At 71.8% G+C, this 23,412-nt stretch carries 22 protein-coding genes; 8 read left to right on the top strand and 14 right to left on the bottom strand.

All coding sequences use genetic code 11. The features are described from left to right. Positions 1-42: 42 nt before the first annotated feature. Positions 43-1,017 (bottom strand): GlxA family transcriptional regulator, encoded by a 975-nt coding sequence (locus ACWDS7_RS17785; protein WP_451930158.1) that lies wholly within the window; start codon positions 1,015-1,017, stop codon positions 43-45. 359 nt (positions 1,018-1,376) lie between these two features. Here ACWDS7_RS17785 and ACWDS7_RS17780 point away from each other — a divergent pair, with 359 nt between their 5' ends. The 3 genes from ACWDS7_RS17780 to ACWDS7_RS17770 all read left to right on the top strand — a co-directional run bounded on the left by ACWDS7_RS17780 (position 1,377) and on the right by ACWDS7_RS17770 (position 4,381). Continuing rightward, a complete protein-coding gene (locus ACWDS7_RS17780) occupies positions 1,377-1,832 on the top strand; it encodes a hypothetical protein (protein WP_451930157.1) in 456 nt (151 codons plus the stop codon). 177 nt (positions 1,833-2,009) lie between these two features. Then, on the top strand, positions 2,010-3,098 hold the full coding sequence (locus ACWDS7_RS17775; protein ID WP_451930156.1) for a PLP-dependent cysteine synthase family protein: 1,089 nt from the start codon (positions 2,010-2,012) through the stop codon (positions 3,096-3,098). Beyond that, positions 3,095-4,381: an MFS transporter gene (locus ACWDS7_RS17770; protein WP_451930155.1), complete on the top strand. Its 1,287-nt coding sequence runs from the start codon at positions 3,095-3,097 to the stop codon at positions 4,379-4,381. Before ACWDS7_RS17775 ends, ACWDS7_RS17770 begins: the two co-directional genes overlap by 4 nt. Positions 4,382-4,446: 65 nt before the next feature. Here ACWDS7_RS17770 and ACWDS7_RS17765 read toward each other — a convergent pair whose 3' ends face one another. The 3 genes from ACWDS7_RS17765 to ACWDS7_RS17755 form a co-directional block, all read right to left on the bottom strand. Further along, entirely contained in the window at positions 4,447-5,766 is a 1,320-nt protein-coding gene (locus ACWDS7_RS17765; RefSeq protein ID WP_451930154.1) for an aminotransferase class V-fold PLP-dependent enzyme, read from the bottom strand. A 304-nt stretch (positions 5,767-6,070) separates the two neighbouring features. Further along, a complete protein-coding gene (locus tag ACWDS7_RS17760; protein WP_451930153.1) occupies positions 6,071-6,943 on the bottom strand; it encodes a PhzF family phenazine biosynthesis protein in 873 nt (290 codons plus the stop codon). Continuing rightward, a complete protein-coding gene (locus ACWDS7_RS17755; protein ID WP_451930152.1) occupies positions 6,940-7,509 on the bottom strand; it encodes a carboxymuconolactone decarboxylase family protein in 570 nt (189 codons plus the stop codon). Before ACWDS7_RS17755 ends, ACWDS7_RS17760 begins: the two co-directional genes overlap by 4 nt. A gap of 65 nt (positions 7,510-7,574) precedes the next feature. Here ACWDS7_RS17755 and ACWDS7_RS17750 point away from each other — a divergent pair, with 65 nt between their 5' ends. Further along, entirely contained in the window at positions 7,575-7,925 is a 351-nt protein-coding gene (locus ACWDS7_RS17750; protein ID WP_451930151.1) for a winged helix-turn-helix transcriptional regulator, read from the top strand. A 20-nt stretch (positions 7,926-7,945) separates the two neighbouring features. Here the strand turns inward: ACWDS7_RS17750 and gcl are convergent, their stop codons facing one another. From gcl to pucD, 7 genes are all read right to left on the bottom strand, one after another. After that, the gene (gcl, locus tag ACWDS7_RS17745) at positions 7,946-9,736 is read right to left on the bottom strand and encodes a glyoxylate carboligase (protein ID WP_451930150.1); all 1,791 of its coding nucleotides are present in this window, start codon (positions 9,734-9,736) and stop codon (positions 7,946-7,948) included. Next, positions 9,736-10,617, bottom strand: a complete 882-nt coding sequence (locus ACWDS7_RS17740) for a 2-hydroxy-3-oxopropionate reductase (protein WP_451930149.1) — start codon at positions 10,615-10,617, stop codon at positions 9,736-9,738. Before ACWDS7_RS17740 ends, gcl begins: the two co-directional genes overlap by 1 nt. A 63-nt stretch (positions 10,618-10,680) precedes the next feature. Next, positions 10,681-11,469: a hydroxypyruvate isomerase family protein gene (locus tag ACWDS7_RS17735; protein WP_451930148.1), complete on the bottom strand. Its 789-nt coding sequence runs from the start codon at positions 11,467-11,469 to the stop codon at positions 10,681-10,683. Further along, positions 11,466-11,846 (bottom strand): allophanate hydrolase-related protein, encoded by a 381-nt coding sequence (locus ACWDS7_RS17730; protein ID WP_451930147.1) that lies wholly within the window; start codon positions 11,844-11,846, stop codon positions 11,466-11,468. The genes ACWDS7_RS17735 and ACWDS7_RS17730 overlap by 4 nt, the downstream gene beginning before the upstream one ends. 211 nt (positions 11,847-12,057) lie before the next feature. Next, the gene (locus tag ACWDS7_RS17725; protein WP_451930146.1) at positions 12,058-12,510 is read right to left on the bottom strand and encodes an XdhC family protein; all 453 of its coding nucleotides are present in this window, start codon (positions 12,508-12,510) and stop codon (positions 12,058-12,060) included. A gap of 142 nt (positions 12,511-12,652) precedes the next feature. Continuing rightward, positions 12,653-14,083: an NCS2 family permease gene (locus ACWDS7_RS17720; protein ID WP_451930145.1), complete on the bottom strand. Its 1,431-nt coding sequence runs from the start codon at positions 14,081-14,083 to the stop codon at positions 12,653-12,655. A 179-nt stretch (positions 14,084-14,262) separates the two neighbouring features. Further along, complete coding sequence (gene pucD / locus ACWDS7_RS17715) at positions 14,263-16,593, bottom strand: xanthine dehydrogenase subunit D (RefSeq protein WP_451930144.1); 2,331 nt, start codon at positions 16,591-16,593, stop codon at positions 14,263-14,265. 316 nt (positions 16,594-16,909) lie between these two features. On the opposite strand from pucD, the gene ACWDS7_RS17710 reads away from it, so the two are divergent. From ACWDS7_RS17710 to ACWDS7_RS17700, 3 genes are all read left to right on the top strand, one after another. Next, complete coding sequence (locus tag ACWDS7_RS17710; RefSeq protein ID WP_451930143.1) at positions 16,910-18,436, top strand: PucR family transcriptional regulator; 1,527 nt, start codon at positions 16,910-16,912, stop codon at positions 18,434-18,436. Between the two features lie 118 nt (positions 18,437-18,554). After that, positions 18,555-19,139, top strand: a complete 585-nt coding sequence (locus tag ACWDS7_RS17705; protein WP_451930142.1) for a cysteine hydrolase family protein — start codon at positions 18,555-18,557, stop codon at positions 19,137-19,139. Between the two features lie 11 nt (positions 19,140-19,150). Then, on the top strand, positions 19,151-20,044 hold the full coding sequence (locus tag ACWDS7_RS17700; protein ID WP_451930141.1) for a GlxA family transcriptional regulator: 894 nt from the start codon (positions 19,151-19,153) through the stop codon (positions 20,042-20,044). A gap of 95 nt (positions 20,045-20,139) precedes the next feature. On the opposite strand, the gene ACWDS7_RS17695 is transcribed toward ACWDS7_RS17700, so the two are convergent. Both ACWDS7_RS17695 and ACWDS7_RS17690 read right to left on the bottom strand, forming a co-directional pair. Next, positions 20,140-20,577, bottom strand: a complete 438-nt coding sequence (locus ACWDS7_RS17695; RefSeq protein WP_451930140.1) for a cupin domain-containing protein — start codon at positions 20,575-20,577, stop codon at positions 20,140-20,142. A 43-nt stretch (positions 20,578-20,620) separates the two neighbouring features. Beyond that, complete coding sequence (locus tag ACWDS7_RS17690) at positions 20,621-21,376, bottom strand: SDR family oxidoreductase (protein ID WP_451930139.1); 756 nt, start codon at positions 21,374-21,376, stop codon at positions 20,621-20,623. 282 nt (positions 21,377-21,658) lie between these two features. Between ACWDS7_RS17690 and ACWDS7_RS17685 the strand changes: the two genes are divergently transcribed. Beyond that, the gene (locus tag ACWDS7_RS17685) at positions 21,659-22,567 is read left to right on the top strand and encodes an RNA polymerase sigma-70 factor (protein WP_451930138.1); all 909 of its coding nucleotides are present in this window, start codon (positions 21,659-21,661) and stop codon (positions 22,565-22,567) included. A gap of 28 nt (positions 22,568-22,595) precedes the next feature. Here ACWDS7_RS17685 and ACWDS7_RS17680 read toward each other — a convergent pair. Then, positions 22,596-23,412 (bottom strand): low temperature requirement protein A (locus ACWDS7_RS17680; RefSeq protein WP_451930137.1); only part of this gene is annotated, 817 nt, incomplete at its 5' end.

Here is a 23,412-nt window from a genome sequence, read left to right as displayed (position 1 = left end):
GCCGGCCCGGGGCCGGGCCGGCCGAAGGGAGAGAAGAAAAGGTCAGGCGGCGGTGCGGAAGCGCCGCCGGTAGGCGGCCGGGGTGGTGCCGAGCCGCCGCCGGAAGGCCCGGTGCAGCGTCTCCACCGACCCCAGGCCGCACGCGGCGGCGACCCGGTCGAGCGGCTCGTCGGTGCCCTCCAGCAACCGCCGCGCCGCCTCCACCCGGGCCGCCTCGACATAGGCGGCCGGGGTGGCGCCGGTCTCTTTGCGGAAGACCCGGGTGAAGTGCCGCTCGCTCAGGCATATCCGCTCGGCGAGCGCCGCCGCCGACAGGTCGGCGGTGAGGTCCGTGGTGATCCACACCCGCAGTTCGTCGATGTCGCGGCGCTCGGCCGGGGCCTGCCACAGCGGGACGCTGAACTGGCTCTGCCCGCCCTGCCGCTTGAGGTACATCACCAACTGCCGGGCGACCGCCAGGGCGAGCCGTTCGCCGTGGTCCTCGGCGACCAGAGCGAGCGCGAGATCCATGCACGCGCTGATGCCCGCGCCCGTCCACACCTTCCCCGACCGGACGTAGATCGGGTCGGGGTCCACGATGACGTCGGGGTGGTCGGCGGCCAGCCGGTCGGCGGTGGCCCAGTGCGTGGTCGCCGTCCGGCCCGCCAGCAGCCCCGCGGCGGCCAGCAGGTGCGCGCCGACGCACACCGAGGCGACCCGGTGGGCGTGCCGGGCGGTGCCGGCGATCCAGTCGACCAGATCCGGATCGATCACCGGCACGCCGCCGCCGTCCACCGCGCCGGGCACCAGGAGGGTGTCCACCCGGCCGCCGACCTGGTCGAAGGTCAGGTCGGTGGCGAGCCGGACCCCGGCGCTGGTGCGCACCTGGCCGCCGTCCGGCCCGGCCAGCAGCACCTGGTAGGGCCTCTGGCCGGACATCTCCCGGTTCGCGACCGCGAACACCTCTGCGGGCCCGGTGACATCGAGGAGATCGACATCGGGGAACACGGCGACAACGACACGGTGCGGAGCGGACATGCCCCCATTGTCACCAGTACGCCCCCGTGGCCGCCATGACGAGGTTCTGTCACATCCGGACACCACCCGCGGCGTCCCGGAGCAAGCCAAGGCTGTTACGACGCTCCTCGGCCCGGACCTCAGACCGGTGACATCGAGCCGCCGGATACCCCATGATCAACAAGACCGCCCCGACTCCGGTGAGGCGGGACACCCCAGCGGGATGCCGACGTCGCCGACCGCGTCGACCAGGCACCGCGCGAGCGACCGCACCCCCACCCCGGGCCGGCGTCCCTCCGGGACACCACGCGGCCCACAGACGGCCCTCCTCGCATATTAACTCTCTGGAGTTGTCATACTACGGAGAGTAATATACGGTTGTGGTCGTGATCGTACCGAAGCGGCCGGTTGTTCAGCACGGAGGCACCGTCCTCGCGCTGTGCCTGGCCGTGCTCGGCAGCGTCGTGGTGCTGCATCTGGCGTTGCATGTGCTCGCCCACGGCCATGCGGTGCACCATTCTGCGCCAGACGCGCAGCAGTCGGCCACCGGTATCGCCATCGAGCGCCCGACCGTGGCCGACGCGGCCGCACCGCACGACCACATGCCGTCCCCCTGCGCCCCCACGGGGCACGATCACAGCCTGTGCGGCGCGGCGGCGGGGGCACCGATCACCGACGCGCGCCCCCTCCTGCCGTCGGGGCCCGCCATCGGCCATCTGGTGATCCAGCCGGAATCCACGGCCTCGCCACCGGTGCCGCTCTGGCGCCGCGAGCAGCCGGTCCGCCCGCCGTCCGGGGCGGCCCTGCTGATCCTCAAATCCGTCTCCCGCATATAGGCCGTCCCGCGGGCACGCCCGCCGGCGACCCAGCGCCCCGTATGACCGGCGTGAGCCGTCGCTCAAGCGTGCCCAGAAGCGAGTCAACCAGATCGCATTCCTAGGGGACGAGTCATGACATATACGCTTAAATCACCACAGACTGCTAATTCATCCACGCCGTCGCCGCTCAGCCGATTGATCACCGGTAACACCTGCCACGCCCCCGAGCACGTGGTCGGCAACACACCGGTGCTGTGGATCCCGGAGATCGCCGCGGGGTCCGGGCACGGCTTCTGGGCGAAGCTGGAGGGCGGCAACCCAGGAGGGATCAAGGACCGCTCCGCGCTCTACATCGTCGAACGGGCGCGCGAACGCGGGCAACTGCGGCCGGGCGCGCACATCATCGAGTCCACCAGCGGGACCTTCGGTCTGGGCCTGGCGCTGGCCGGCATCGTCCACGGCCACCCGGTCACGCTGGTGAGCGACCCCGGCATGGAGCCGCTGATGTGCCGCCTGCTGGCGGCCTACGGGGCCCGCGTCGTCGTCGTCACCGAGCCGCACCCGGTGGGCGGCTGGCAGCAGGCCCGCCGTCAGCGCGTGCAGGAGCTGCTGGCCGAGTACCCCGGCTCCTACTGCCCGGACCAGTACAACAACCCCGACAACGTCGCCGCCTACGCCGGGCTGGCCATGGAGCTGGCCGGCCAGCTGGGCCGGGTCGACGTCCTGGTCTGCGCGGTGGGCACCGGCGGCCACAGCGCGGGCGTCTTCTCCGCGCTGCGGCGCTTCTACCCCGACCTGCGCCTGGTCGGCGTCGACACGATCGGCTCGACCATCTTCGGCCAGCCCGCGCGCCCCCGGCTCATGCGGGGCCTGGGCAGCAGCATCTACCCGCGCAACGTGGCCTACGAGGCCTTCAGCGAGGTGCACTGGGTCGCACCCGCCGAAGCGGTCTGGGCCTGCCGGCGCCTGGCCGCGCTGCGTTACGCCACCGGCGGCTGGAGCGTCGGCGCGGTGGCCCTGGTGGCCTCCTGGCTGGCCCGGACCCTCCCCGGCCACACCCGGATAGCGGCGATCTTCCCCGACGGCCCGCACCGCTACTTCGACACCGTCTTCAACGACGACTACTGCCGCGCCCACGCCCTTGCCTGGGCACCGGCGCCCGGCCCTGACGAGATCGGCCACCCCGCCGAGCGAGAGCCGGCACGCTGGACGCGCTGCGCGACGGTGCTCGATCCCACCGGCACCGGCGGACAGGCGCCCACCGCGCGAGGAGCCCAGCGGTGAAGAGCACGCTCGCCCTGGCCCGCTCCTTCGACCGGCCGGTGAAGCTGCTGCTGGTCAACCAGCTGACCATCAACACCGGTTTCTACATGCTGATGCCGTATCTGGCCGGTCACCTGTCCGGGACGCTGGCGCTGCCGGCGGCGCTGGTCGGCCTGATCCTGGGCGTCCGCAACCTCAGTCAGCAGGGCATGTTCCTCCTCGGCGGCACCCTGGCCGACCGGCTCGGCTGCAAGCCCCTGATCGTCGCCGGGTGCGGGCTGCGCACCGTCGCCTTCGCGCTGCTGGCGGTGGCCGACTCCCTGCCCGCCCTGCTGATCGCCTCAGGCCTGACCGGTCTGGCCGGCGCGCTGTTCAACCCCGCCGTGCGCGCCTACCTCGCCCGCGAGGCCGGCTCCCGCAAGGTCGAGGCGTTCGCCGCGTTCAACGCCTTCTACCAGCTCGGCATCCTGATCGGGCCGCTGATCGGCCTGCTGCTCAACGTCGCGGGGTTCAAGCTCGTCTGCCTGAGCGCGAGCGTGATGTTCGCCGTCCTGACGGTCGCCCAGGTTCGGGCCCTGCCCGCGCGAGCGGCACCGGGAGCGCAGGAAGGGGAGCCGGAGAAGCGCGGTGTGCTGCTCGACTGGCGCCAGGTGATCGGCAACCGGCCCTTCCTGCTGTTCTCCCTGGCCATGATCGGCTCCTACGTGCTGAACTTCCAGGTATATCTGAGCCTGCCGCTGGAGGTGCGCCGGGTCAGTGGCGGTGAGCTCGGCATCACGCTCATCTTCGTGATCTCCGCGGTGACGACCATCGCCGGGCAGGCACGCCTGACAGCATGGGCGAAGGCGCGGTGGCGGCCCCCGCAGGCCATCACCTGGGGCCTGGGGCTGATGGGGCTGTCGTTCGTCCCGCCGGCCGTGGCCGCACCGTGGGCCGGCGCGGCCGGCGGGGCGGACGGCGCCGCCCAGGCTCTGGTGCTGCTACCGGTCCTGATGACGGCGGTGCTGCTCAGCCTGGCCACGATGATCGTCTACCCGTTCGAGATGGCGACCATCGCCGCCTTCGGCGGCCAGCGCATGGTCGGCACCTATTACGGCCTCTACAGCACCCTGGCCGGGATCGGCGTCGCCGCGGGCAACCTGCTCACCGGGTGGGCGCTGGATCTCGGCACGCACGCCGGCCTGCCCAGCCTGCCCTGGCTGGCGCTGGGGTTGATCGGCCTCGGCTGCGCCGCGGCCACCCGCGCCCTGGACCGGTCGGGACACCTGACGGCCTCGGCCGAGACCGCGACCGTACCCACGTAGGCGCCCGTACGGGGTGCCGGACGCCTGCCCGTCCGGCACCCCGTGGCGGTCCCGGCGACGGCCGTTCAGGCGCCCGTCCGCCGTGCGAGGTCGCCTACCGCGGCCGCCAGCAGGTCAACCTCGTCACGCGAGGTGAACAGCGCCGGTGTCACCCGCACGCAGTCGCCGCGGGCGGGCCCGCCGCGGCGCACCGTGAAGATCCGATACCGCTCCATCAGCTCCGTGGTGATGGCGACGTTGTCGGCCTCCGAGGTGCGGCCGGTGATCCGGAACGCGGTGATGGTGCCGTACATGGCTGGCTCCTCGGGGGTGAGGATCTCCACGTTCGGGACGTCGAGCACCTGATGCACCCAGCGGTCCCGCAGGAAGCGCAGCCGCGCCTGCTTGACCGCGCCGCCCAGGGCCTCGTGGAAGTCCAGGGCGGTGCCCACCGTCAGGACGGGGGCCACGTCCATGGTGCCGGCGTGCACCCGCGAGCGGATGTCGCCGCCCGGGTAGGTCTCGTCGCAGAAGGCCGGGTCGATGTCGGCCAGCCGGCCCTCACGGACGTAGAGGAAACCCGCGCCCAGCGGCACTCCCATCCACTTGTGCAGGGAGAACACCGCGAAGTCCGCCCCCAGGTCACCCATGGTGAAGTCCAGGTGCCCCCAGGAATGGGCCGCGTCCACGATCACGTCGGCGCCGCGCTCACGGGCCATCGCGACGATCTCCCGTACCGGGGTCACCAGCCCGGTGCGGTTGTTCATGTGGCTGAGCAGCAGCAGCCTGACCCGCGGGTGCTCGCGCAGCGCCGCGGCGTAGGCGTCCAGCACCGCCTGGCGGGTCGCCGGCTCCGGGATCACCAGCCGCTCCACCCGCGCCCCCCGCCGGTCGCGCAGCCAGTTCATCGCGTACTGCCCGCTGTGATAGTCCAGGTCGGCGTACATCACCGCGTCCCCCGGCCGCAGCCGCCGGTAGCCGGCGATCAGCAGCTGCAGGGCCTCGGTGCCGCCCCGCGTCAGGGCGATCTCCTCGGCGCGCACGCCCAGGACGGCGGCGAGGCGCTGCCTGGCCTGCTCGGCCTGCGCCTTGTAGGCGGTACGCAGCAGGTGCGAGTTGCGCTCGTTGAGGTGGTCGGTGTTGCGGTGGTAGGCGCGGCGCACCGGCTCGGGCATGATCCCGTAGTAGCCGTTCTCCAGGTTGACGAAGTCAGCGCTGACCCGGTACTGCCGTGCCACCGAACGCCAGAAATCCTCGTCCCGGGCGAGCCGTTCAGGTGCGACACCGGCCGGAACGACGGGCGGCTCGCCGGCCGGAGCCGGTGGCGGCGCGACCGCCCGGGGAACGGCGAAGGGCGTGACCAGCGCGCCCAGCCCAGCGACCATCTCACGCCTGGACAAGCTCATCCAACCACCCCGCACCGATCGGTCGAAACCCGCCACGCGGCGGCCCCACCTGCGCCGACGACGGAGTTCCAGTGTGCAGCCGACCTCCTCGCTTCGGTGAGCACCCGCGCCGCACGGGCGTGGCGCGGGCAGAAACGGCGTCCTGCCGGAGTCGGCGGGAATCGACCCGCTCGGGCTCAGAGCCCGGCCAAGGGTCGACGCCCTTTACATTGTAGATTAATAATCTGACCCATCCGGCCGTATCCACTGGAATCGTGCCGGTCGTCCCGCCTCGTACACCGGCACGGGGACGGCGCCTGCGGGGTCACGGCAGGCGGACGGTGCGGGTGATCTCCGCGGCGCCGCCCAGCCGGACCAGCGGGCCGGACCGGCCGGGCCGGGTGGTGGCGGTGATCGTGGAGGGGGTGCGGAGGGAGTCGCCCATGTCGACGGTGAGGTCGGTGACGCCCTGACCTGCCAGGTGCGCGGCGAGGCAGGCGGTGCTGTTGGCGTTGGCGATGTCCTCGGCGACACCGATCGACGGGGCGAACATGCGGGCCGCGGCCCGGCCGGTGGGTGTCGGAGTGGAGTAGACGTAACAGCCCAGGAGACCGAGCCGGTCGCAGGCCGCGCGGAGCCGTACGAGATCCGGGACCAGCGCGGCCAGAGCGGAGCGTGTGGCGACGGGGACCAGCAGCCGCGGCCGCCCCACCGCAGCGACGCGGGCGCCGGGGGCGAGCACGTCGGAGGTGACACCGAGCGCGCGCAGGACGAGGTCGCACTCGATCGCGGTGGGCTCGCGCAGGCTGACGGGCCCGGCGTCGAAGCCGGCGTCGACCCGGTCGCCCTCCCGCACGGCCCGGCCGGCGAAGACGCGCCCCGCCGTGTGGAGGGTCGCCCGGTAGTCCTCGACCCCGGCGCGCTCGGCGAGGAAGGCCAGGGCGGCGAGGGTCCCGTGACCGCACGCGGGCAGCTCCCCCTCGGCGGTGAAGAAGCGCAGGGAGACCGCGGGATCCTCAACTCGGCCGTGGTGGGCGCGGACGAAGACCGCGTGAGAGGTTCCCGTCAGGACCGGTACGCGGCGGCGCCAGCCGTCGGTCAAGGGCGCTTCCTCCATGACCGCGGTGGGGCTGCCGCCTCCGCCGTCGCGCAGGCACGCGTGGACGACAGCGACGGGCAGGCCGGACCCGCCCGTCAACGGTCCCCTCCGTGAGATGCCGGGAAGGGAGTGCCCCAGGACTCCTCCCGCAGGAGGAGTCCGTTCGCCAGGTGGCTGATGGTCCGGTACCAGCCGGTCAGCACGAGGAATTCGAGCAGCTGCGCGTCCTCGTAATGGACACGCAGGGCGTCCCAGGCGGGCTGCGACAGCCGCGCGGTCTCGTGCAGCTCGTCGACCGCGCCGAGCAGTGCCGCGTGGCGCGGCGACCACGAGGCGTCGATGCCCGCCACGGCGGTCGCGCGCAGCTGCTCCGGGCTGAGCCCGGCCTGCCGGGCGAGGGTCGCGGCGTGCACGCCCCACTCGTAGCCGCAGCCGGCGCGGGCGGTCACCCGGGCGATGACGATCTCCCGGTCGGCGGCCGGCAGGAGCCCGTGGCCCAGCAGCCCGGCCCCGAGCGCGAACATCCGCGAGGCCAGCTCCGGATTGCGGTGCAGCACCCGGAACAGCGTGAGCGGCTCGTACGGCACGCCGGGCGGCATCCAGCGGCGCAGCGCCTGCTCGACGGAGGGGGGATAGGGCGGGTTGAGCGGTTCGATGCGCGGCATTCGATCTCCTGCTTCGATTTTCGAACCACTATGCTGCTTCGACAAGCGGAGCGCAAGGAGGCGACATGGAAGCCGGAGCACCTCGGCCGGGCACGCCGGTACGGGGATCGGAGTCGGGCCGCCCGGTCATGGCCGTCCTCGATCTGCTCGGGCGGCGCTGGACCATGCGCATCCTGTGGGAGCTGAGCCAGGGCCCGGCCGGCTTCCGCGAGCTGCAGCGCCGATGCGAGCGCATGTCCTCCAGCGTGCTCAGCACCCGGCTCGACGAGCTGACGGGCTCCCGGCTGGTCGCCTCGCACGACGACGGCTACCGCCTCACCCGGCTCGGCGAGGACCTCGTCGAGGCGCTCGGGCCGCTGAACGCCTGGAGCCGGCGATGGGCCGGGGAGATGGGCAGCGGCACCGCGGAGCGATGACCGCGTCGAGCCCGGCGGGATCACCCGGTCCCCGAGGCGGGCACGCCGGTGATCCCCGCCGGACGGAGTCCCCCCGGCAGGGCGGAGAGCACCGTCGCATGTCCGGGAGGGGCCTCGAACTCCTTGACGGCGTCGATGGCCGTGCCGTGCGGGGTGTTCGCCTCCCGCTCGATCATGATTTCGACGAGGACCGGCCGGCTGGTCGACTGCGCCTGCTTCCGGGCCCATTCGAGTGCCTCACGGATGTCCGCGGGGTCGACGACCCGACGGCCGGAGCAGCCGTACGCCTCCATGATCTTGATGTTGTCGGTACCGTACGCGTCGTAGTGGATGTCGACCTGGTAGTTCATGTCGTAGGGGATCGAGGCCTGGCGGATGAGGCCCAGATACTCATTGTTGATCATGATCAGGACGAACGGCACGTTGTACTGTGCGCCGACGGCGAGCTCCTCCACCATGTACTGAAACCCGTAGTCGCCGACGATGCCCACGACCTCGGCGCCGGGCTCGGTGTCCTTGAGCGCCTTCTTGACGCCGATCGCGGCCGGGATCTCCCAGCCCAGCGGGCCGGCCTGGCCGCAGACCTGGTAGCGCCGCGGCCTGTGGGTCTTCTGGTGCTGGCCGCCCCAGATCTGGTAGAGGCCGATCGCGGTGACGAAGTAGGTGTCCTCGTTGAAGACCTCGTTGATCTCCTTGTAGACGCGAGGGGCCTTGATCGGGATCGTGTCGAAGTCCTCGCGGCGCCCCAGGCTTGCCTTGAGCTCCCGGACCCTGGCGACCCAGGCGCCCGCCACGCGGCCCGCCCCACGCTTCCTGGCGGCCTGGATCATGGCCCGTAGGAACAGCTTGGCGTCGGAGACGACGCCCAGGTCCGGCTCGAAGACCCTGCCGAGCTGGGTCGGCTCGATGTCGACGTGGATGAACGTGCGTTCACCGCGGTAGACGTCGATCCGGCCGGTGTGCCGATCGCCGAAGCGGGCGCCGACGGCCAGCACCAGATCCGACTCCAGGAAGGACGCGTTGCCGTAGCGCTGGGAGGTCTGCACGCCGGTGATGCCGGAGAACAGCTCGTGGTTCTCGTCGATCGCGCCCTTGCCCATGAGGGTGACCTGAACCGGGACGTTCAGGTATTCGGCGAGTTCGCGCAGCTCGTCGGCGGCCTCGGCGATGACCACGCCGCCGCCGGCGAGGATCAGCGGCCTGTCGGCGGCGAGCAGCAGGTCCAGCGCCTTCTCGACGCGTGGCGGGTGCGGCTCGACGGCCGCGATCGGCAGCGGGGCGTCGAGCGCGGGATCGTACTCGACGAACTCCCTCGCCACGTCAAGCGGGATGTCGATCAGGACCGGGCCCGGACGGCCCGACCGCGCGACGCGGAAGGCCTCGCGGAAGACCCACGGGGCCGTCGCGGCCTCCTTGATCTGCACCGCCCACTTGGTGACGGGCTTGGCGATTTCGACGATGTCGACCGCCTGGAAGCCCTCCTTGCCGAGCAGGGCGGTGACCGCCTGGCCGGTGACGCAGATGATCGGGATCGAGTCCGCGAGCGCGGTGTAGAGACCTGTGATCATGTTCGTGCCGGCCGGGCCGGAGGTGCCGATCGCGACACCGGCCCTGCCGGTGGTGCGCGCCCAGCCGTCGGCCATGTGGGTCGCGCCCTCCTCGTGCCGGACGATCAGGTGCTCGATGCCGCCGACCTCCTCCATCGCCTTGTAGAGCGGGAGGATGGCCGCGCCGGGACAGCCGAACGCCACGTCGACGCCCTCGGACCTGAGGATCTCGACCACCGCGTTCATCACAGGGATCCTGGCCATCAGCTGTTCCTCCCGGAGAGGTTCTCGGCGACCTTGAGGAGCGCGGAGTGGTCGAGGCCACCGTGGCCCTGAGCGCGGGCGGAGGCGATGAGCTGGGCGACGAGCGCGCCCATCGGGATGGCCACCTCGGCGCCGCGGGCGGCCTCCAGGACGATGCCCATGTCCTTGTGGTGCAGGTCGATGCGGAAGCCCGGCTGGAAGTCGCGGGCCAGCATCGCCTCGCGCTTGAGGTCGAGGATGCGGCCGGCGGCCAGCCCGCCGGCGAGCACCTCCAGGCCCGCGGCGGCGTTCACGCCCGCGGCCTCCATCAGCACGATGGCTTCGGCGACGAGAGCGTAGGTGCCGCCTACGACGAGCTGGTTGGCGGCCTTGACGTACTGTCCCGCTCCGGCGGGACCGACCAGCCGGTAGGTCCTGCCGACCGTCTCGAAGATCGGAACGGCGGCGTCGAAGTCCTCCTGCGATCCGCCGACCATGATGGACAGGACCGCGTCGACCGCGCCCCTCTCTCCACCGGAGACCGGGGCGTCCAGCACGCGCAGGCCCTTGGCCGCGCCCTCGCGGGCGACCTTCCGCGAGGTCTGCGGGGTGATCGAGGAGAAGTCGATCAAGAGCGCGCCCGGCCCGGCGTTGTCGAGCACGCCGTTCTCGCCGAGCACGACGGCCTCGACCTGCGGGTCGGCCGGGAGCATCGTGGCGATGATCTCGGCGCCCCCGACGGCCTCGGCGACGCTGCCCGCGACGTTGCCGGCGGCGGCCCGGAGCCTGGCGAGGGAGTCCTCGCTGAGATCGAAGCCGGTGACGTCGTGCCCCGCCCTGACAAGGTGCCCGGCCATGGGTGACCCCATGACGCCGAGCCCGATGAAACCGATCTTGCTCATGTGCTCTCCTCGTGCAGCGGTTGGTGGGTGCGTTGGCGGTCGTCGCCGTGCCCGGCGACCCGCTCAGTCACGGGCGAACTCCCTGCTCCAGCCGAAGTCCGGCTCGGCGTCCCTGTACTCCAGGCCGACCCAGCCCTCGTAGCCGTGCCGCTCCAGGACGGGCAGGAGCGTGCCGAAGTCGAGGTCGCCCGTGCCGGGGCGGCCGCGGCCGGGGACGTCGGCGATCTGTACGTGGCCGATCCGGGCCGCGTGCTCGGCGATCACCGCCTCCAGGTCCTCGCCCATCCGGGCCAGGTGGTACAGATCACAGAGGAACATCACGTTCGGTTCACCGGCCCGCCCGGCGGCCTCGACGGCGGCCTCGGCCGACACCAGCGGGTAGGACGGCGACTCGTAGCCGTTGAGCGCCTCCACCAGCACCACCGCGCCGATCCCGGCGGCGGCCCTCGCCGCGATCGCGAGGTTCTCGGCGGCCAGCCCGTCCTGCTCAGCCGGGTCCAGGCCGGCCACGCGGTTGCCGTACAGCGCGTTGAGGGCCGTGCAGCCGAGCCGCCCGGCGATGCCGATCGCGACGTCGACGTTGTCGCGGAAACGCGCGCTGTCGGCGGGACGGGAGACGAGGCCGCGGCCTCCGGACGCGATGTCGTCGGCGAAGTTGAGGCCGACGAGCTGGACGCCCGCGTCCTGGACCGCGCCGACGAAGGCGTCCACGTCCTTGTCCGCCGGTACGGCCTCCGTGAACGGCCACCAGAACTCGATCCCGTCGAACCCGGCCGCCTTCACCGCGGCCGGCCGCTCGAGCAGCGGCAGGCCGGTGAAGAGGATCGAGGCGTTGACGTCGAATCGCGTCATGCCTTCTTCTCCCTGTACGCCTTCCAGCTGCCGAACGCGGTGATGTCGTACAGCTCGGCGTATGAGGTGGGGGGACGGCGCAGGAGCATCGCGAACGAGGAGGTGCCGTCCGCCAGCTCGATCACGCCCAGCTCCAGCTCGGGAGGTTCGGCGGGCATCAGCCGGTCCCGCAGGACGTCCATCGGGACGTCGTAGAGCTCGCCCTCGATGGTGGCGCCGCCATGCGACACCGGTGCCAGGCCGGGGCAGCGGTCGGCCACCGAGTAGAAGCGGTACTTGGGCGCGGTGACGGTCTCGGCCACCAGCGGGGCGTCGTCGAGCAGATGGTGCAGCGGGCCGCCCCGCATGGCGCCGCCGTTGAGGAAGATCAGGGCCATGGCAGGCTCCTCCCAAGGTCAGAGTCGATCCGGTCGGGTGGGCCCGTGGATCCGCCGTGCGGGCGGCGCGGTACCTCCTGTGCTCCCGGGGCGCGGTGCGCGGCATCGGGAGGATGGGGCGTGACCCAGTACACAATCCGGCCGCTCGTCCGGTCCAGCGGCGGGAAGTCCGAAGCCGCCGGTGGGTCCACCGGGTCGGGTCTGTGTGTTGCTACGAGTGGGCCGAAAGCCGGATCGGCCCGGCGCGGCCGGCGGGGTGGATGGGGCCGGTGGTCCCGGCGAGGGGCAGGCGGGGCGGGGGTGTGTGGGCCTCGACGAAGACGACGGCCTCCTCCTCGCCGCAGCCGAGCGTGCGGAGGCCGGTGAGCCCGGCGTCGAGCATGGCGCGGGCCTCGGCGACGACGACCTCGGCCAGGGAGTCCGTCACGCCGTGACCGCCCAGGACGCGGTCCTCGAAGACGGCGAAGACGCCGGCGCCGCCGTCGACGAGGCGGGCGACCGCGACGGGCTCGCCCCGCCGTACGGCCTCCAGGGCGGCGGCGAGCACGGCCAGGGCGGCCCCCGGTCCTCGGGGGGCGCTGCCGCTGACCCCGACCACGGAGGCGACGGCGAACGGACGCCCCTCCTCGATCCAGCCGAGCAGGTCGTCGGCGAGTTCACGCATCGGGGAAGACTCCATTCTCTGACGGGGACGGGCCGCCCGCCGTACGGCGGCGCCGGAGCCGCCGTCCCGTGTCCCGCCGCTCCGGCGCCTCCGGGAGGAGGCTGCCGGCGAGGGCGGCGGGACGCGGCCCGGGCGGGCGGTGTCAGCTGAAGAGCTGCTCGATCACGCCGATGCCGAAGTAGCCGACGAACACCAGGCTGATCACCCAGAGCAGCCAGTGAATCCGGTCGAACCGGCCGCGGGCGGTCTTGATCAGGACGTAGGCGATGACGCCGGCGCCGACCCCGTTGGTGATGGAGTAGGTGAACGGCATCAAGGCGATGGTGAGGAACGCCGGGATCGCCAGGTCCATGTCCTCCCAGGAGATCTTGCGCACGGCGGTCATCATCAGCGCCCCGACCAGCACCAGAGCGGGTGAGGCCGCCTGCGCGGGCACCACGGCGGCGAGCGGGGTGAGGAACATGGCGGCGCCGAACAGCAGCCCGGTCACCACCGCGGCGAGGCCGGTGCGTGCGCCCTCCCCGACTCCGGCGGCCGACTCGACCACCACCGTGTTGGCGGAGGCGCCGGTGCCGCCGCCGACGATGGCGCCGATGCCGTCGATGGTGAGGATCCTGCCGAGGTTGTGGATCCTGCCGTCCTTGGCGAGACCGGCCTCCTCGCCGACGCCGAGGATGGTCCCCATCGCGTCGAAGAAGCCGGAGAGCACCAGGGTGAACAGTACGACCGTCGCGGTGAGCACTCCGGCCGCGCCGAAGCCGCCGAACAGGTCCACCTGGAACAGCAGGCTGAAGTCGGGCGCCGCCATGATCTGGTCGGGCATCTTCGGGACGATCAGATCCCACGCCTTGGGGTCGATCACCGCGACCGCGTTGATCACGATGGCGAGCACGGTGGTCACGATGATGCTGAGCAGGATCGCGCCGGGTATCCTCCGCGAGAAGAGCGCGAACATCAGCAGCAGGCCGGCGCAGAACACCGCGACGGGCCAGCCACCGAGGTGGCCCGTCGCGCCCATGGACAGCGGCGTGGCCCCGTCGGGGCTGACGAACCCGGCCTTCACCAGGCCGATCAGCGCGATGAACATGCCGATGCCGACGCCGATGGCGTGCTTGAGCGGGGTGGGGATGGCGTCCATGATGAGCTGCCGGACGCCGGTGAGCGCGAAGATCACGATCACCACGCCCTCCAGCACGACCAGGCCCATGGCCTGGTCCCATCTCATGTAGGGGGCGGCCTGGAAGGCCACCACGGGCGCCACGGCAAGCCCCGAGGCGAGGGCGAAGGGCGCGTTGCCCACCACGCCCATCAGGATCGTGGTGAGCGCCGCGGACAGCGCGACCGCCGTGGTGAGCTGCGGGATGGTCAGCGACGTGCCGGTCACGTCCTCGGCGTCGCTGAGGATGATGGGAATGAGCAGAACGATGTAGGCAACGGCCACGAACGTGGTGATGCCGCCACGAACCTCCCTGGCGACCGTCGTTCCCCGGCCGGTGAGGTCGAAGAAGCGGTCGATCCAGGTCCGGGAGGCCTCGGGGGTCTCGCCGGAGGGCCTGGTCTGCAGCTGGGACATGGTCGGGCCCTCCCAAGGGCGTAGTCGACCCGCGGAGGGACCCCGATGGCCGAATCCGGGTCTTCCGCGCGGTTCGAGGGGGGTGCGGTCGCGGGGGGCCGTCGCAGCCGCCCGCGTGGGGTCACAGACGCACGACAGTCCGCCTGACCATGGAGAAGCCATGCGTTCTCAGGTGGGGGTCACCCTGCTGGTCGACGGTCTGCGGTGAGGTGCTCCGGACGGACCGGCACTCGGGTGAGTGCCAGCCCCGTGGCGTCGCGGATGGCCGCGACGATCGCGGGGGTCGAGGAGAGCGTGGGTGGCTCTCCGGCTCCGCGCAGCCCGTACGGGGCGCGCGGGTCGGCGTTCTCGAGGATCTCCAGGCGCATCGGCGGCATGTCGAGGATGGTGGGGATCAGGTAGTCGGTGAATGACGGGTTGCGCACCTTCCCGCCGGATACCACGATCTCCTCCATCATCGCGAGGCCGAGGCCCTGCGCGCTGCCGCCGTGGATCTGGCCTTCCAGTGAGAGGCGGTTGAGGATCTTTCCGACGTCCTGAACGGCGGCGAGCTCCACGACCTTCACCAGGCCCAGCTCGACGTCGACGTCCACCACGGCCCGGTGAACGCACATCGCGAGCTGGGTGTGCGAGTCGCCTTCTCCGGTCACGGCGTCCATGCCCATGGTCGGCCGATGGTGGTACTCGCGGGTCTCCTCGACGACGGCGTCGCCGAGGACGTTCTCGATGGTCGCGAGCACGCCCTCGCTGTCGGAGACGACCTTGCCGCCGACCAGCGACAGCTCGTCGCGGGGACGGCCGGACCGGGCGGCGGCCAGGGTGAGCACACCCTCGCGTACGGCCCGGCAGGCCGTCATCACCGCGCCGCCGGTCATGTAGGACTGGCGCGAGGCGGAGCTTGAGCCGGCGTCGCCGACCTGGTTGTCGGCCGGTTGGATGACAACCCGCTCGATGCCCAGCTCGGTACGGGCGATCTGGGCCTGCAGCGTCACCAGCCCCTGGCCGACCTCGGCGGCGGCGGTGTGCACCGACGCGGTGGCCCGGCCGCCGATGACCTCCAGGCGGACCCGGGCGGTGGAGTAGTCGTCGTAGCCTTCGGAGAAGCAGATGTTCTTCAGCCCCACCCCGTATCCGACGCCGCGCCGTACGCCCTCGCCGTGGGTGGTCTGCGAGGCGCCACCGGGCAGGTTGCGGATGTCGCCGGTGTCCAGCGGGGCGGGCATCGGCAGCTCACGGGCCTGTTGGAGCATCTCGGCCATCGGCAGCGGGGCCCAGATCACCTGGCCGGTGGCCAGCCGGCTCCCCTCCGAGGCGGCGTTGAGCTGCCGGACCGTGACCGGGTCGAGCCCGCAGGCGTCGGCCAGCTTGTCCATCATCGACTCGTAGGCGAAGCACGCCTGGACCGCGCCGAAGCCGCGCATCGCTCCGCAGGGCGGATTGTTGGTGTGGACACCGTAGGCGTCGATCTTGATGTTCGGGATGACGTACGGTCCCACACCGAGCGAGGCCGCGTTGCCGACCACGTTCATCGTCGCGGAGGTGTAGGCGCCGCCGTCGAGGAGGATCTCCACATCGGCGTAGAGCAGCTTCCCGTCACGGGTGGCGCCGTACTCGTAGCGCATCTCGGCCGGGTGGCGGTGCACGTGGCCGAAGAACGACTCGTACCGGTTGTAGACGATCTTGATGGGCCTGCCGGTACGCAGGGCGAGCATCGCGGCGTGGATCTGCATCGACAGGTCTTCACGGCCGCCGAAGGCGCCGCCGACGCCTGACAGCGTCATGCGGATCCTCTCCTCGGGCAGGCCGAGGCAGGGAGCGATCTGCTTGAGGTCGTTGTGCATCCACTGGGTGGCGACGTAGAGATCCACGCCGCCGTCCTCGGCCGGGACGGCGAGGCCGGACTCCGGACCGAGGAAAGCCTGGTCCTGGATGCCGACCTGGTATTCGCCGCGGACCACCACCTCGGCCCGCGCCTTGGCCGCCGCCACGTCGCCGGCCCGGACGGGCTGGTGGCGGGCGAGGTTGCCGCGCGGCTGGACCTGCGGATACGCCGGGTCGAAGGCGGCGCGGCGAGCGTCGGTGAGCGGCTCCAGGACCTCGTACTCGATCCGGATCCTCTCCAGCGCCCGGCGTGCGGTCTCCGGATGGTCGGCCGCGACGAGCGCGATCGCCTCCCCCTGATGGCGCACCTCCTCGAAGGCGAGGACCGGCTGGTCCCAGGTGTGGTCCAGGCCGAAGTGCTTGCGGCCCGGAACGTCCTCGTGGGTGAGGACGGCCGCCACGCCCGGGTGGGCGAGGGCCGCGGAGGTGTCGATGGACAGGATCTTCGCGCGGGGGTGCGGGCTGCGCAGCGTGGCCCCCCACAGCATCCCGTCGATCCACAGGTCGGAGGAGTAGGCGAACTCGCCCCTGACCTTCAGCGTCCCGTCGGGGCGGGGCGGGCTGTCGCCCACTCCCCCGCCGCCCGGGACCGTGATGTCGCGCGGCGCGCGCACCGGTATGGCGCTCATGTGTGGATCTCCTTGTGGGCGACAGAGGACCTGCTCTTGCGCGAGTCGTACGGGGCGGTGGGCCCGGCTTCCCGCGCGGCCGGACCCCGGCGGGGACTCCGCCGGAGCACTACCGTTTCGCCATGGGAGCAGTACACACATCGACCTCGCGCACGGTCCAGCAGCAGGAAACCCGAAGTGGAATACGGCTCTGCCCTGGATTTTCGTGTCATGCTCCAAAACTTCCCGGCGTCCTCCCAGCATTTTGGGCGTTCCGGGGATTATCCGGGTGTTGATCGCTCGACTAACCTCACCGCCAGAGGACGGGAGACGCGCGATGCGACTGAACACGCTCCTGGAGATGACCGAGCTGCAGCTGTCACTGGTAACGGGCCGCGACGAGCTCGACCGGATGATCCGCTGGGTCATCACCACCGACCTGCTCGACCCCGGCCGCTATCTGAACGGCGGTGAGCTGGTGCTCACCGGGCTGATCTGGCGGCAGCGCCCCGAGGACAGCGACCGGTTCGTCCGGGGCCTGGCCGATGCCAGGGTGTCCGCACTGGGCGCGGGCGATCCGCAGCGCGGCGAACTCCCCGCCGACCTCGTCGAGGCCTGCCTCAGGCACCGGATGCCGCTGTTCCACGTGCCGGAGACGTTGTCGTTCGCCGAGGTCACCGAGCACATCGTGCGCCGCCTGTCCACGGGCAGGGCCTCCGACATGACCGCCGTCCTGGACCGCCACCGCCGGCTCGTCTCGGGTGTCACCGCAGGCGCGGGCCTGGACCCGGTGCTCCACATGCTCGGCCACGACCTGGGCATGCCCTGCTGGGTGCTCACCCCGGTCGGGCGGGTGGTGGCGGGCTCGCGTCCGCTGTCCCAGAGCACCGCCCGGTCGCTGGCACGCGGCTTCCTGACCGTCAGGCGGACGCCGTACACGTTGCGCGGCGCGGAGCGGTATTCGGTCTTCCCGGTGGACGAGCAGACGACTCCCAGGGTCGCCGACTGGTTCCTGGCCTTCGAAGGCGCCTTCGGGGACTGGTCGGAGGAGCGGCGGGCGCTGGCTGGAGAGCTGGCCGCGGTGGTCGCGCTGGAGCGGGCACGCCTGGACGACCGCCTGAGCCCGGAGGGCCGTATCGCCCAGGAGTTGATCCAGTCCGTCGTCTCCGACGGCAGGCTCAGCGACCTCCTGCCCCGGCTCCAGGTCACCGGCCTGGTGTCCGAGCGCGGCTTCGTGGCCGTGGCCACCACCTCGCACGGCGGGCTGCGCCCCGGCGAGCTGCGGGTCGTGGTCAAGGAGATCCTCAACCGGGCGTGTGCGTCACCGGCGGTCGGCGTGGTCGGGGAGGAGGTCATCGCGCTCATCCCGGCTCCGGAGTCCGACATCACCGCCGAGGTCCGCGAGGCCGTGCACGCGCTGGCCCCTGGGCTCGGTGCGAGCCGCCTCGCCGTCGGGGTCAGCGGGATCGCGCCGCTGGAAGGGCTGCGCGGCGCGGTCGAGGAGGCCCGCCACGCCCGGCGGATGGCCGAGGGCCAGGCCGAGCGCGGCGCCGTCGTGGGCCACGACGAGCTGGCCACCCACGTGCTGCTGCTCGCCTCGGTCCCCGACGACGTACGGCACATGTTCCGGGTCCGGCTGCTGGACCCGCTGCGCGACTACGACCAGGTGCACCGGGCCGACCTGGTCCGCACACTGGAGGCGTTCCTGCTGGTGTCGGGGTCGTGGACGAAGTGCGCGGAGATTCTGCACGTCCACGTCAACACGCTGCGTTACCGGATTCAGCGGATCCAGGACCTGACCGGCCGCAACCTGTCCCGTCTGGAGGATCGGGTGGACTTCTTCCTGGCGCTGCGACTGGGGTGAGACGCTCGCACGGACGTAGGGCCTGCCTGGCCCCGCGGCGGAGTGGCTGACCAGATCGTTCCGCAGGCTGACCGGTTCACGCCTTCAGCCCCCGCCCCCACCGCTCCATCCTTGAGGGGTGAACAACGCGCTCGTCGTCATCGACGTCCAGGAGTCCTTCCGGCGACTGCCGGACTGGGAGTTCGTATCGCAGCCGGACATCGTCGGTCAGGTCAACCGTCTGGTCACCGCGGCCCGCGCCCAGGGCCATCTGGTGGTGTGGGTGCTCGGCTCACGGCCGGGGTCCGGCACCGTGTTCGATCCGGCACGGGGGCACGTCCGCCTGATGGACGGCCTCGATCCTCACCCGGGCGACCCGCTCATCACCAAGACCGCGCACAACGCCTTCACCACCACGAACCTGCACCAGACCCTGACCAGTCGCGGCGTCCGGCGGTTGACGGTGTGCGGCATCCGTACCGAGCAATGCTGCGAGACCACCACCCGGGTCGCCTCCGACCTCGGCTTCGACGTCGTCTTCGCCACCGACGCCACCGCGACCACCCCCATCCCGCACCGCGACGCGCCGCAGGATCTGCCGTTCTCGCGGCTGGTGAGCGACCCGCGGACGCTGGGCGTCGCCGATGTCATCGCGCGCACCGAGTACGCGCTCGCGGGCCGGTTCGCCACCATCCGCACCGTGGACGAGCTGGCCGGGGCGTAGGCTCGGTGACCATGCCCCGGGTCGTCTTCCTGCTCATCCCGAGAGTGCACCTGCTCGACGTGGCCGGGCCGGCCCAGGTCTTCTCCACGGCGGCCGACCTCGGCCACGAGTACGCCCTGTCGTACGTGGCCGAGGACACGCACGTCGCCACCGTGCAAGGACTGCCCCTGCACGCCGAGCGTGCATGGCCCCGTCTGGAACCGGACGATCTCGTCATCGTGCCGGGCTGGCGCGGCCCGACGCGCATGGCCACGGCTGACACCTTGCGCCGGCTACGCGAGCACCACGCGGCCGGCGGCACCGTGGCGGGCATCTGCGCGGGCGCCGACGCGCTCGGCCGGGCCGGCCTGCTCGACGGCCGCCGCTGCACCACCCACCACACGGCCCAGGACCAGCTTGCCCGCCTCTATCCGAAGGCCGAGGTCGTGCGCGACGCGCTCTACGTCGAGGACCGGCGGGTGGTGACCTCGGCGGGCGTGGCCAGCGGCGTCGACGTGGCGCTCCACCTGCTGAGCACCAGGCACGGGCCGTACGCCGCCAGCCAGGTGGCCCGCGCCATGGTGGTGTACGCCCCCCGCCAAGGAGCCTCACCGCAGATCAGCGCGATGCTCCGGCACCGCGGTCACAACGACGAGACCGTGCACCACATTCAGGACCTGATCGACGCGCGTTTCACCCAGCGGCTCACGCTCTCGACGCTCGCCGACGCCAGTGGATGCAGCGAACGGACTGTCACCCGGCTCTTCCGGCACGCGACCGGCCTCACGCCTCTGGCCTACCAGACCGCGTTGCGGCTGGAACGGGCCGAACACCTCCTCGGGCAGGGCGCGACGGCTGAGACAGCCGCCCGCGAGGCCGGCTTCGGCGACCCGCGGATGCTGCGTCGCCTACGCGCCCGGACATAGGCCGGCAGAGGTTCCGCACCCACGTCCAGCCGCCCCGTTCCCGAGAACAGCTCGCACGCCACGGCCGACCGGGGCGGTGCGAGATCCGCCCGCGCTCAGGACGGGCGCGGGGCGCGGCGGTCCTTGCGCCGGGTGAGCTCTTCCTCGTCCACCAGGGTGAGCATCGGCCTGCCGGGCTCGCACAGCATGGTGACGATGAACCGCAGCGGGATGTCGTCGCGGTTGTTGCCGTCCTGGTAGTGGATGACGTCGCCGCCCGGCTCCCAGAACGCCTCCCCGGCGGGTACGACCCGCTCCGGCTCGCCTTCCACCTCCAGCAGCATCTCGCCTTCCAGCACGTAGCCGAACGCCGGCCCCGAGTGCCGGTGCGGCGGCGTGCCGGGGTCGCCGGGCGGGAACTCGACGACCACGGTCATGACGTGCGCGCCCTGCGGGATGAACGGCGGCTCGGCCTCTTGCAGCATGGTCAGCGCCGTCTGCCACGCGGTCGATCTCGGCTTGGGCCCGGCGGGTCCCGAATCGCTGTCGGACATGGGAGTCACCTTTCGTGTCTGTGGAGGCTTCGGGCCGGGCGCGCTACTCGCCGGCCGCGTTCCGGGCCGACCAGTCGCGGTAGCGGATCTGGCCGAGGGTGGCGCCGTCATCCGGCACCAGCGACCGCTCGAGCAGCTCGGCCCCGAAGTAGCGCGCGTGCGGGTCGGTGACCACCTCGCGCGGATCGCCCCAGGAGGCCAACACGTCGCGGAAGAACTCGTCCATCCGGGACCGCTCGGGCCCGGCCACCTCGACCCTGCCGTGCAACGGCCTCCCCACCGCGACCCTGGCGACCGCCTGGGCGACATCGTCGCCCGCGATGGGCTGGAAGAGCACAGGCGCCATCCGCACCTTGTCGCCGTCCGTGGCCTCGTCGGCGATCCTCCGGACGAACTCGAAGAACTGGGTGGCGTGCACGATCGAGAACGGGATCGACGACTTCTCGATCAGCTGCTCCTGGGCGGTCTTCGCCCGGAAGTAGGCGTTCCCGGGCGGCCGCTCCGTTCCCACGACCGACAGCGCGACGTGGTGGCCGACGCCCGCCGCGGCCTCCGCGGCGAGCAGGTTGCGGGTGGAGGTCTCGAAGAACTCCAGCACCGCCTTCTCCTCGAACGACGGCGAGTTCGACACGTCGATAACCACCTGCGCACCTGCCAGCACCTCGGCCAGCCCTTCGCCGGTGAGGGTGTTGACGCCGGTGTTCGGTGACGCGGCCACCGCCTCGTGACCGTGCTCGCCCAGCTCCGTCACGACCTTCGACCCGATCAGGCCGGTTCCGCCGATTACCACGATCTTCATGGCAAACCCTCTCTGTCCACCGGGGCGTCTGCTGCCAACCGGTATCAGCTAAGACCGGGCAGCCTCCTGTCTTGTGACAGCCGCCGCGAGATTCTTTGCGGGCCGCGGACGACGCCATCGACAACGATCGAGATTTCCGCGAGGAGGAGCAGCGCGCGGGCTGTCATCTGCCGCTGGGTTATCCTTGCCGCTCAAGAGAGCAGACGGCAGGTGGCAGTCCAGGGCGGGGGCCGGAGAACGGCCCTGCCGACGGAGCGCGGGACACCGGCCCGGCAGGGGGCGATGGCGGTGGCGGATGCCGGATCAGGCGGTCCGGAGGATCTCGAGCAGGCCGCCGCGGTGTTCGCCGGTGCGCGGCCGCGCCTGTTCGGGATCGCGTACCGGATGCTGGGCAGCGCGGCCGAGGCCGAGGATCTGGTGCAGGAGGTCTGGCTGCGCTGGCAGGGCTACGACCGCGCCACGGTGGACAGCCCGGCCGCGTTCCTGGCGACGGCGACCACGCGGCTGGCCATCAACGCCGCCCGGTCCGCGCGCGTCCGCCGCGAGACCTACATCGGCCCGTGGCTTCCCGAACCCGTCGACACCGGCGCGGATCCCTATCTCGGCGCCGAGCGGAGCGAGGCTCTGGAGTTCGCGGTGCTGATGCTCCTGGAGCGGCTTTCGCCCACCGAACGGGCGGCGTACGTACTGCGGGAGGCGTTCGACTACCCCTACCGGCGGATCGCCGACATCATCCAGCTCAACGAGCCGGCCGTACGCCAGCTGGTCAGCAGGGCCCGCAAGCGCGTGCTCGTCGAGCGTCGCACGCCCGTGACCGGGGCCGAGCAGCGCAGACTGCTGACCGCCTTCGTCACCGCCGCCCGCTCCGGCGACCTGACCGCGCTGGAACAGCTCTTCGCCGCGGACGTGACCAGCTACTCAGACGGAGGAGGCAATGTGCGCGCCTCTCGTTTCCCCGTGGTGGGCGCGTCGCGGGTCGCGAAGTACGTCAAGGCGTTCGCGGGCCACTTCTGGACCGGGGTCGACGTGGCCTGGGCGGCCACGAACGGTCAGACCTCAGCCCTGCTCAGCCGCGACGGACAGGTCTTCACGGTCCTCACGGTCAACGCCTCGGCGCAGGGCATCGACCAGGTGCTGTGGATGATGAACCCGGCCAAGATCACCGCGATGTCCGTCGAGTTCCGGGGCTGACGTTCGGCCTGGTAGGGCTCGGTCTGCTTCAGGACTCGCCGGAGCCGGAGGCCGGCGGGCGATGACGGCGTGCTCCGGCGCGGCCCCCGACGGCTGCGGTCCACATCGTGAGAGCGATCAGCAGGACACAGACGGCTGCGATCGCCGCGACCACGGCGGCCACGCCGATCCAGGGCGCCGCGAGCGGCAGCGACAGGATGACGATGACGCAGCCCAGGACCGCGGTGGGAAAGATGACGGGCTCCACGGCGGCAAGCGCGTGTACCGCCCACAGCAGGGCGAGATACAGGGCGACCGGGACGGCGACGGCGTAGCCGAGTGCCGTCGGTGACGCCGCGACGGCGTGCCCGCTCTGCTCCACCGCCACTTCGAGCCCGGCGCCGAGGGCCGCCAGCGCCGCGAAGATGCCGTAGTGGCCGTATCCCCACAGGTAGGACCGGTGACGGCGGTTACTGAGGCCTTCCCCCGCCGGTACGAGGAAGTACAGCCACCAGACAGCGAACAGCAGGACGAGGCCGCAGACGGCGATGACGACGGACGGGCCACTGATCCGGCCCGCTTCGATCGCCCCTCCGACTCCCCTGCTCGCGGCCAGGACACTCTCACCGAGCAGAATGATCGTGAACAGGCCGTAGCGTTCGGCGATGTGGTGCGGGTGCCAGTTGGTGGCCCTGACCCGTTCCGCCCACCGTGGCACCGCGAGTTCCAGGACGACCAGGCAGGCGAACAGCGGCAGCAGGGAGGCCGGGGGCAGGACACCCGCCTCCGCCAGGAAGAGGCGGAGCACCCAGCCCGCCTGCACGAGGGTGATGCCGGCGGCGTAGCGCAGCGCGGTGCGGCGGCCC

This window comes from Streptosporangium sp. NPDC003464 (genome assembly GCF_053588315.1).
The sequence above is the reverse complement of the archived record's forward strand: the minus strand, read 5'-3'. Positions and strand labels throughout refer to the sequence as shown.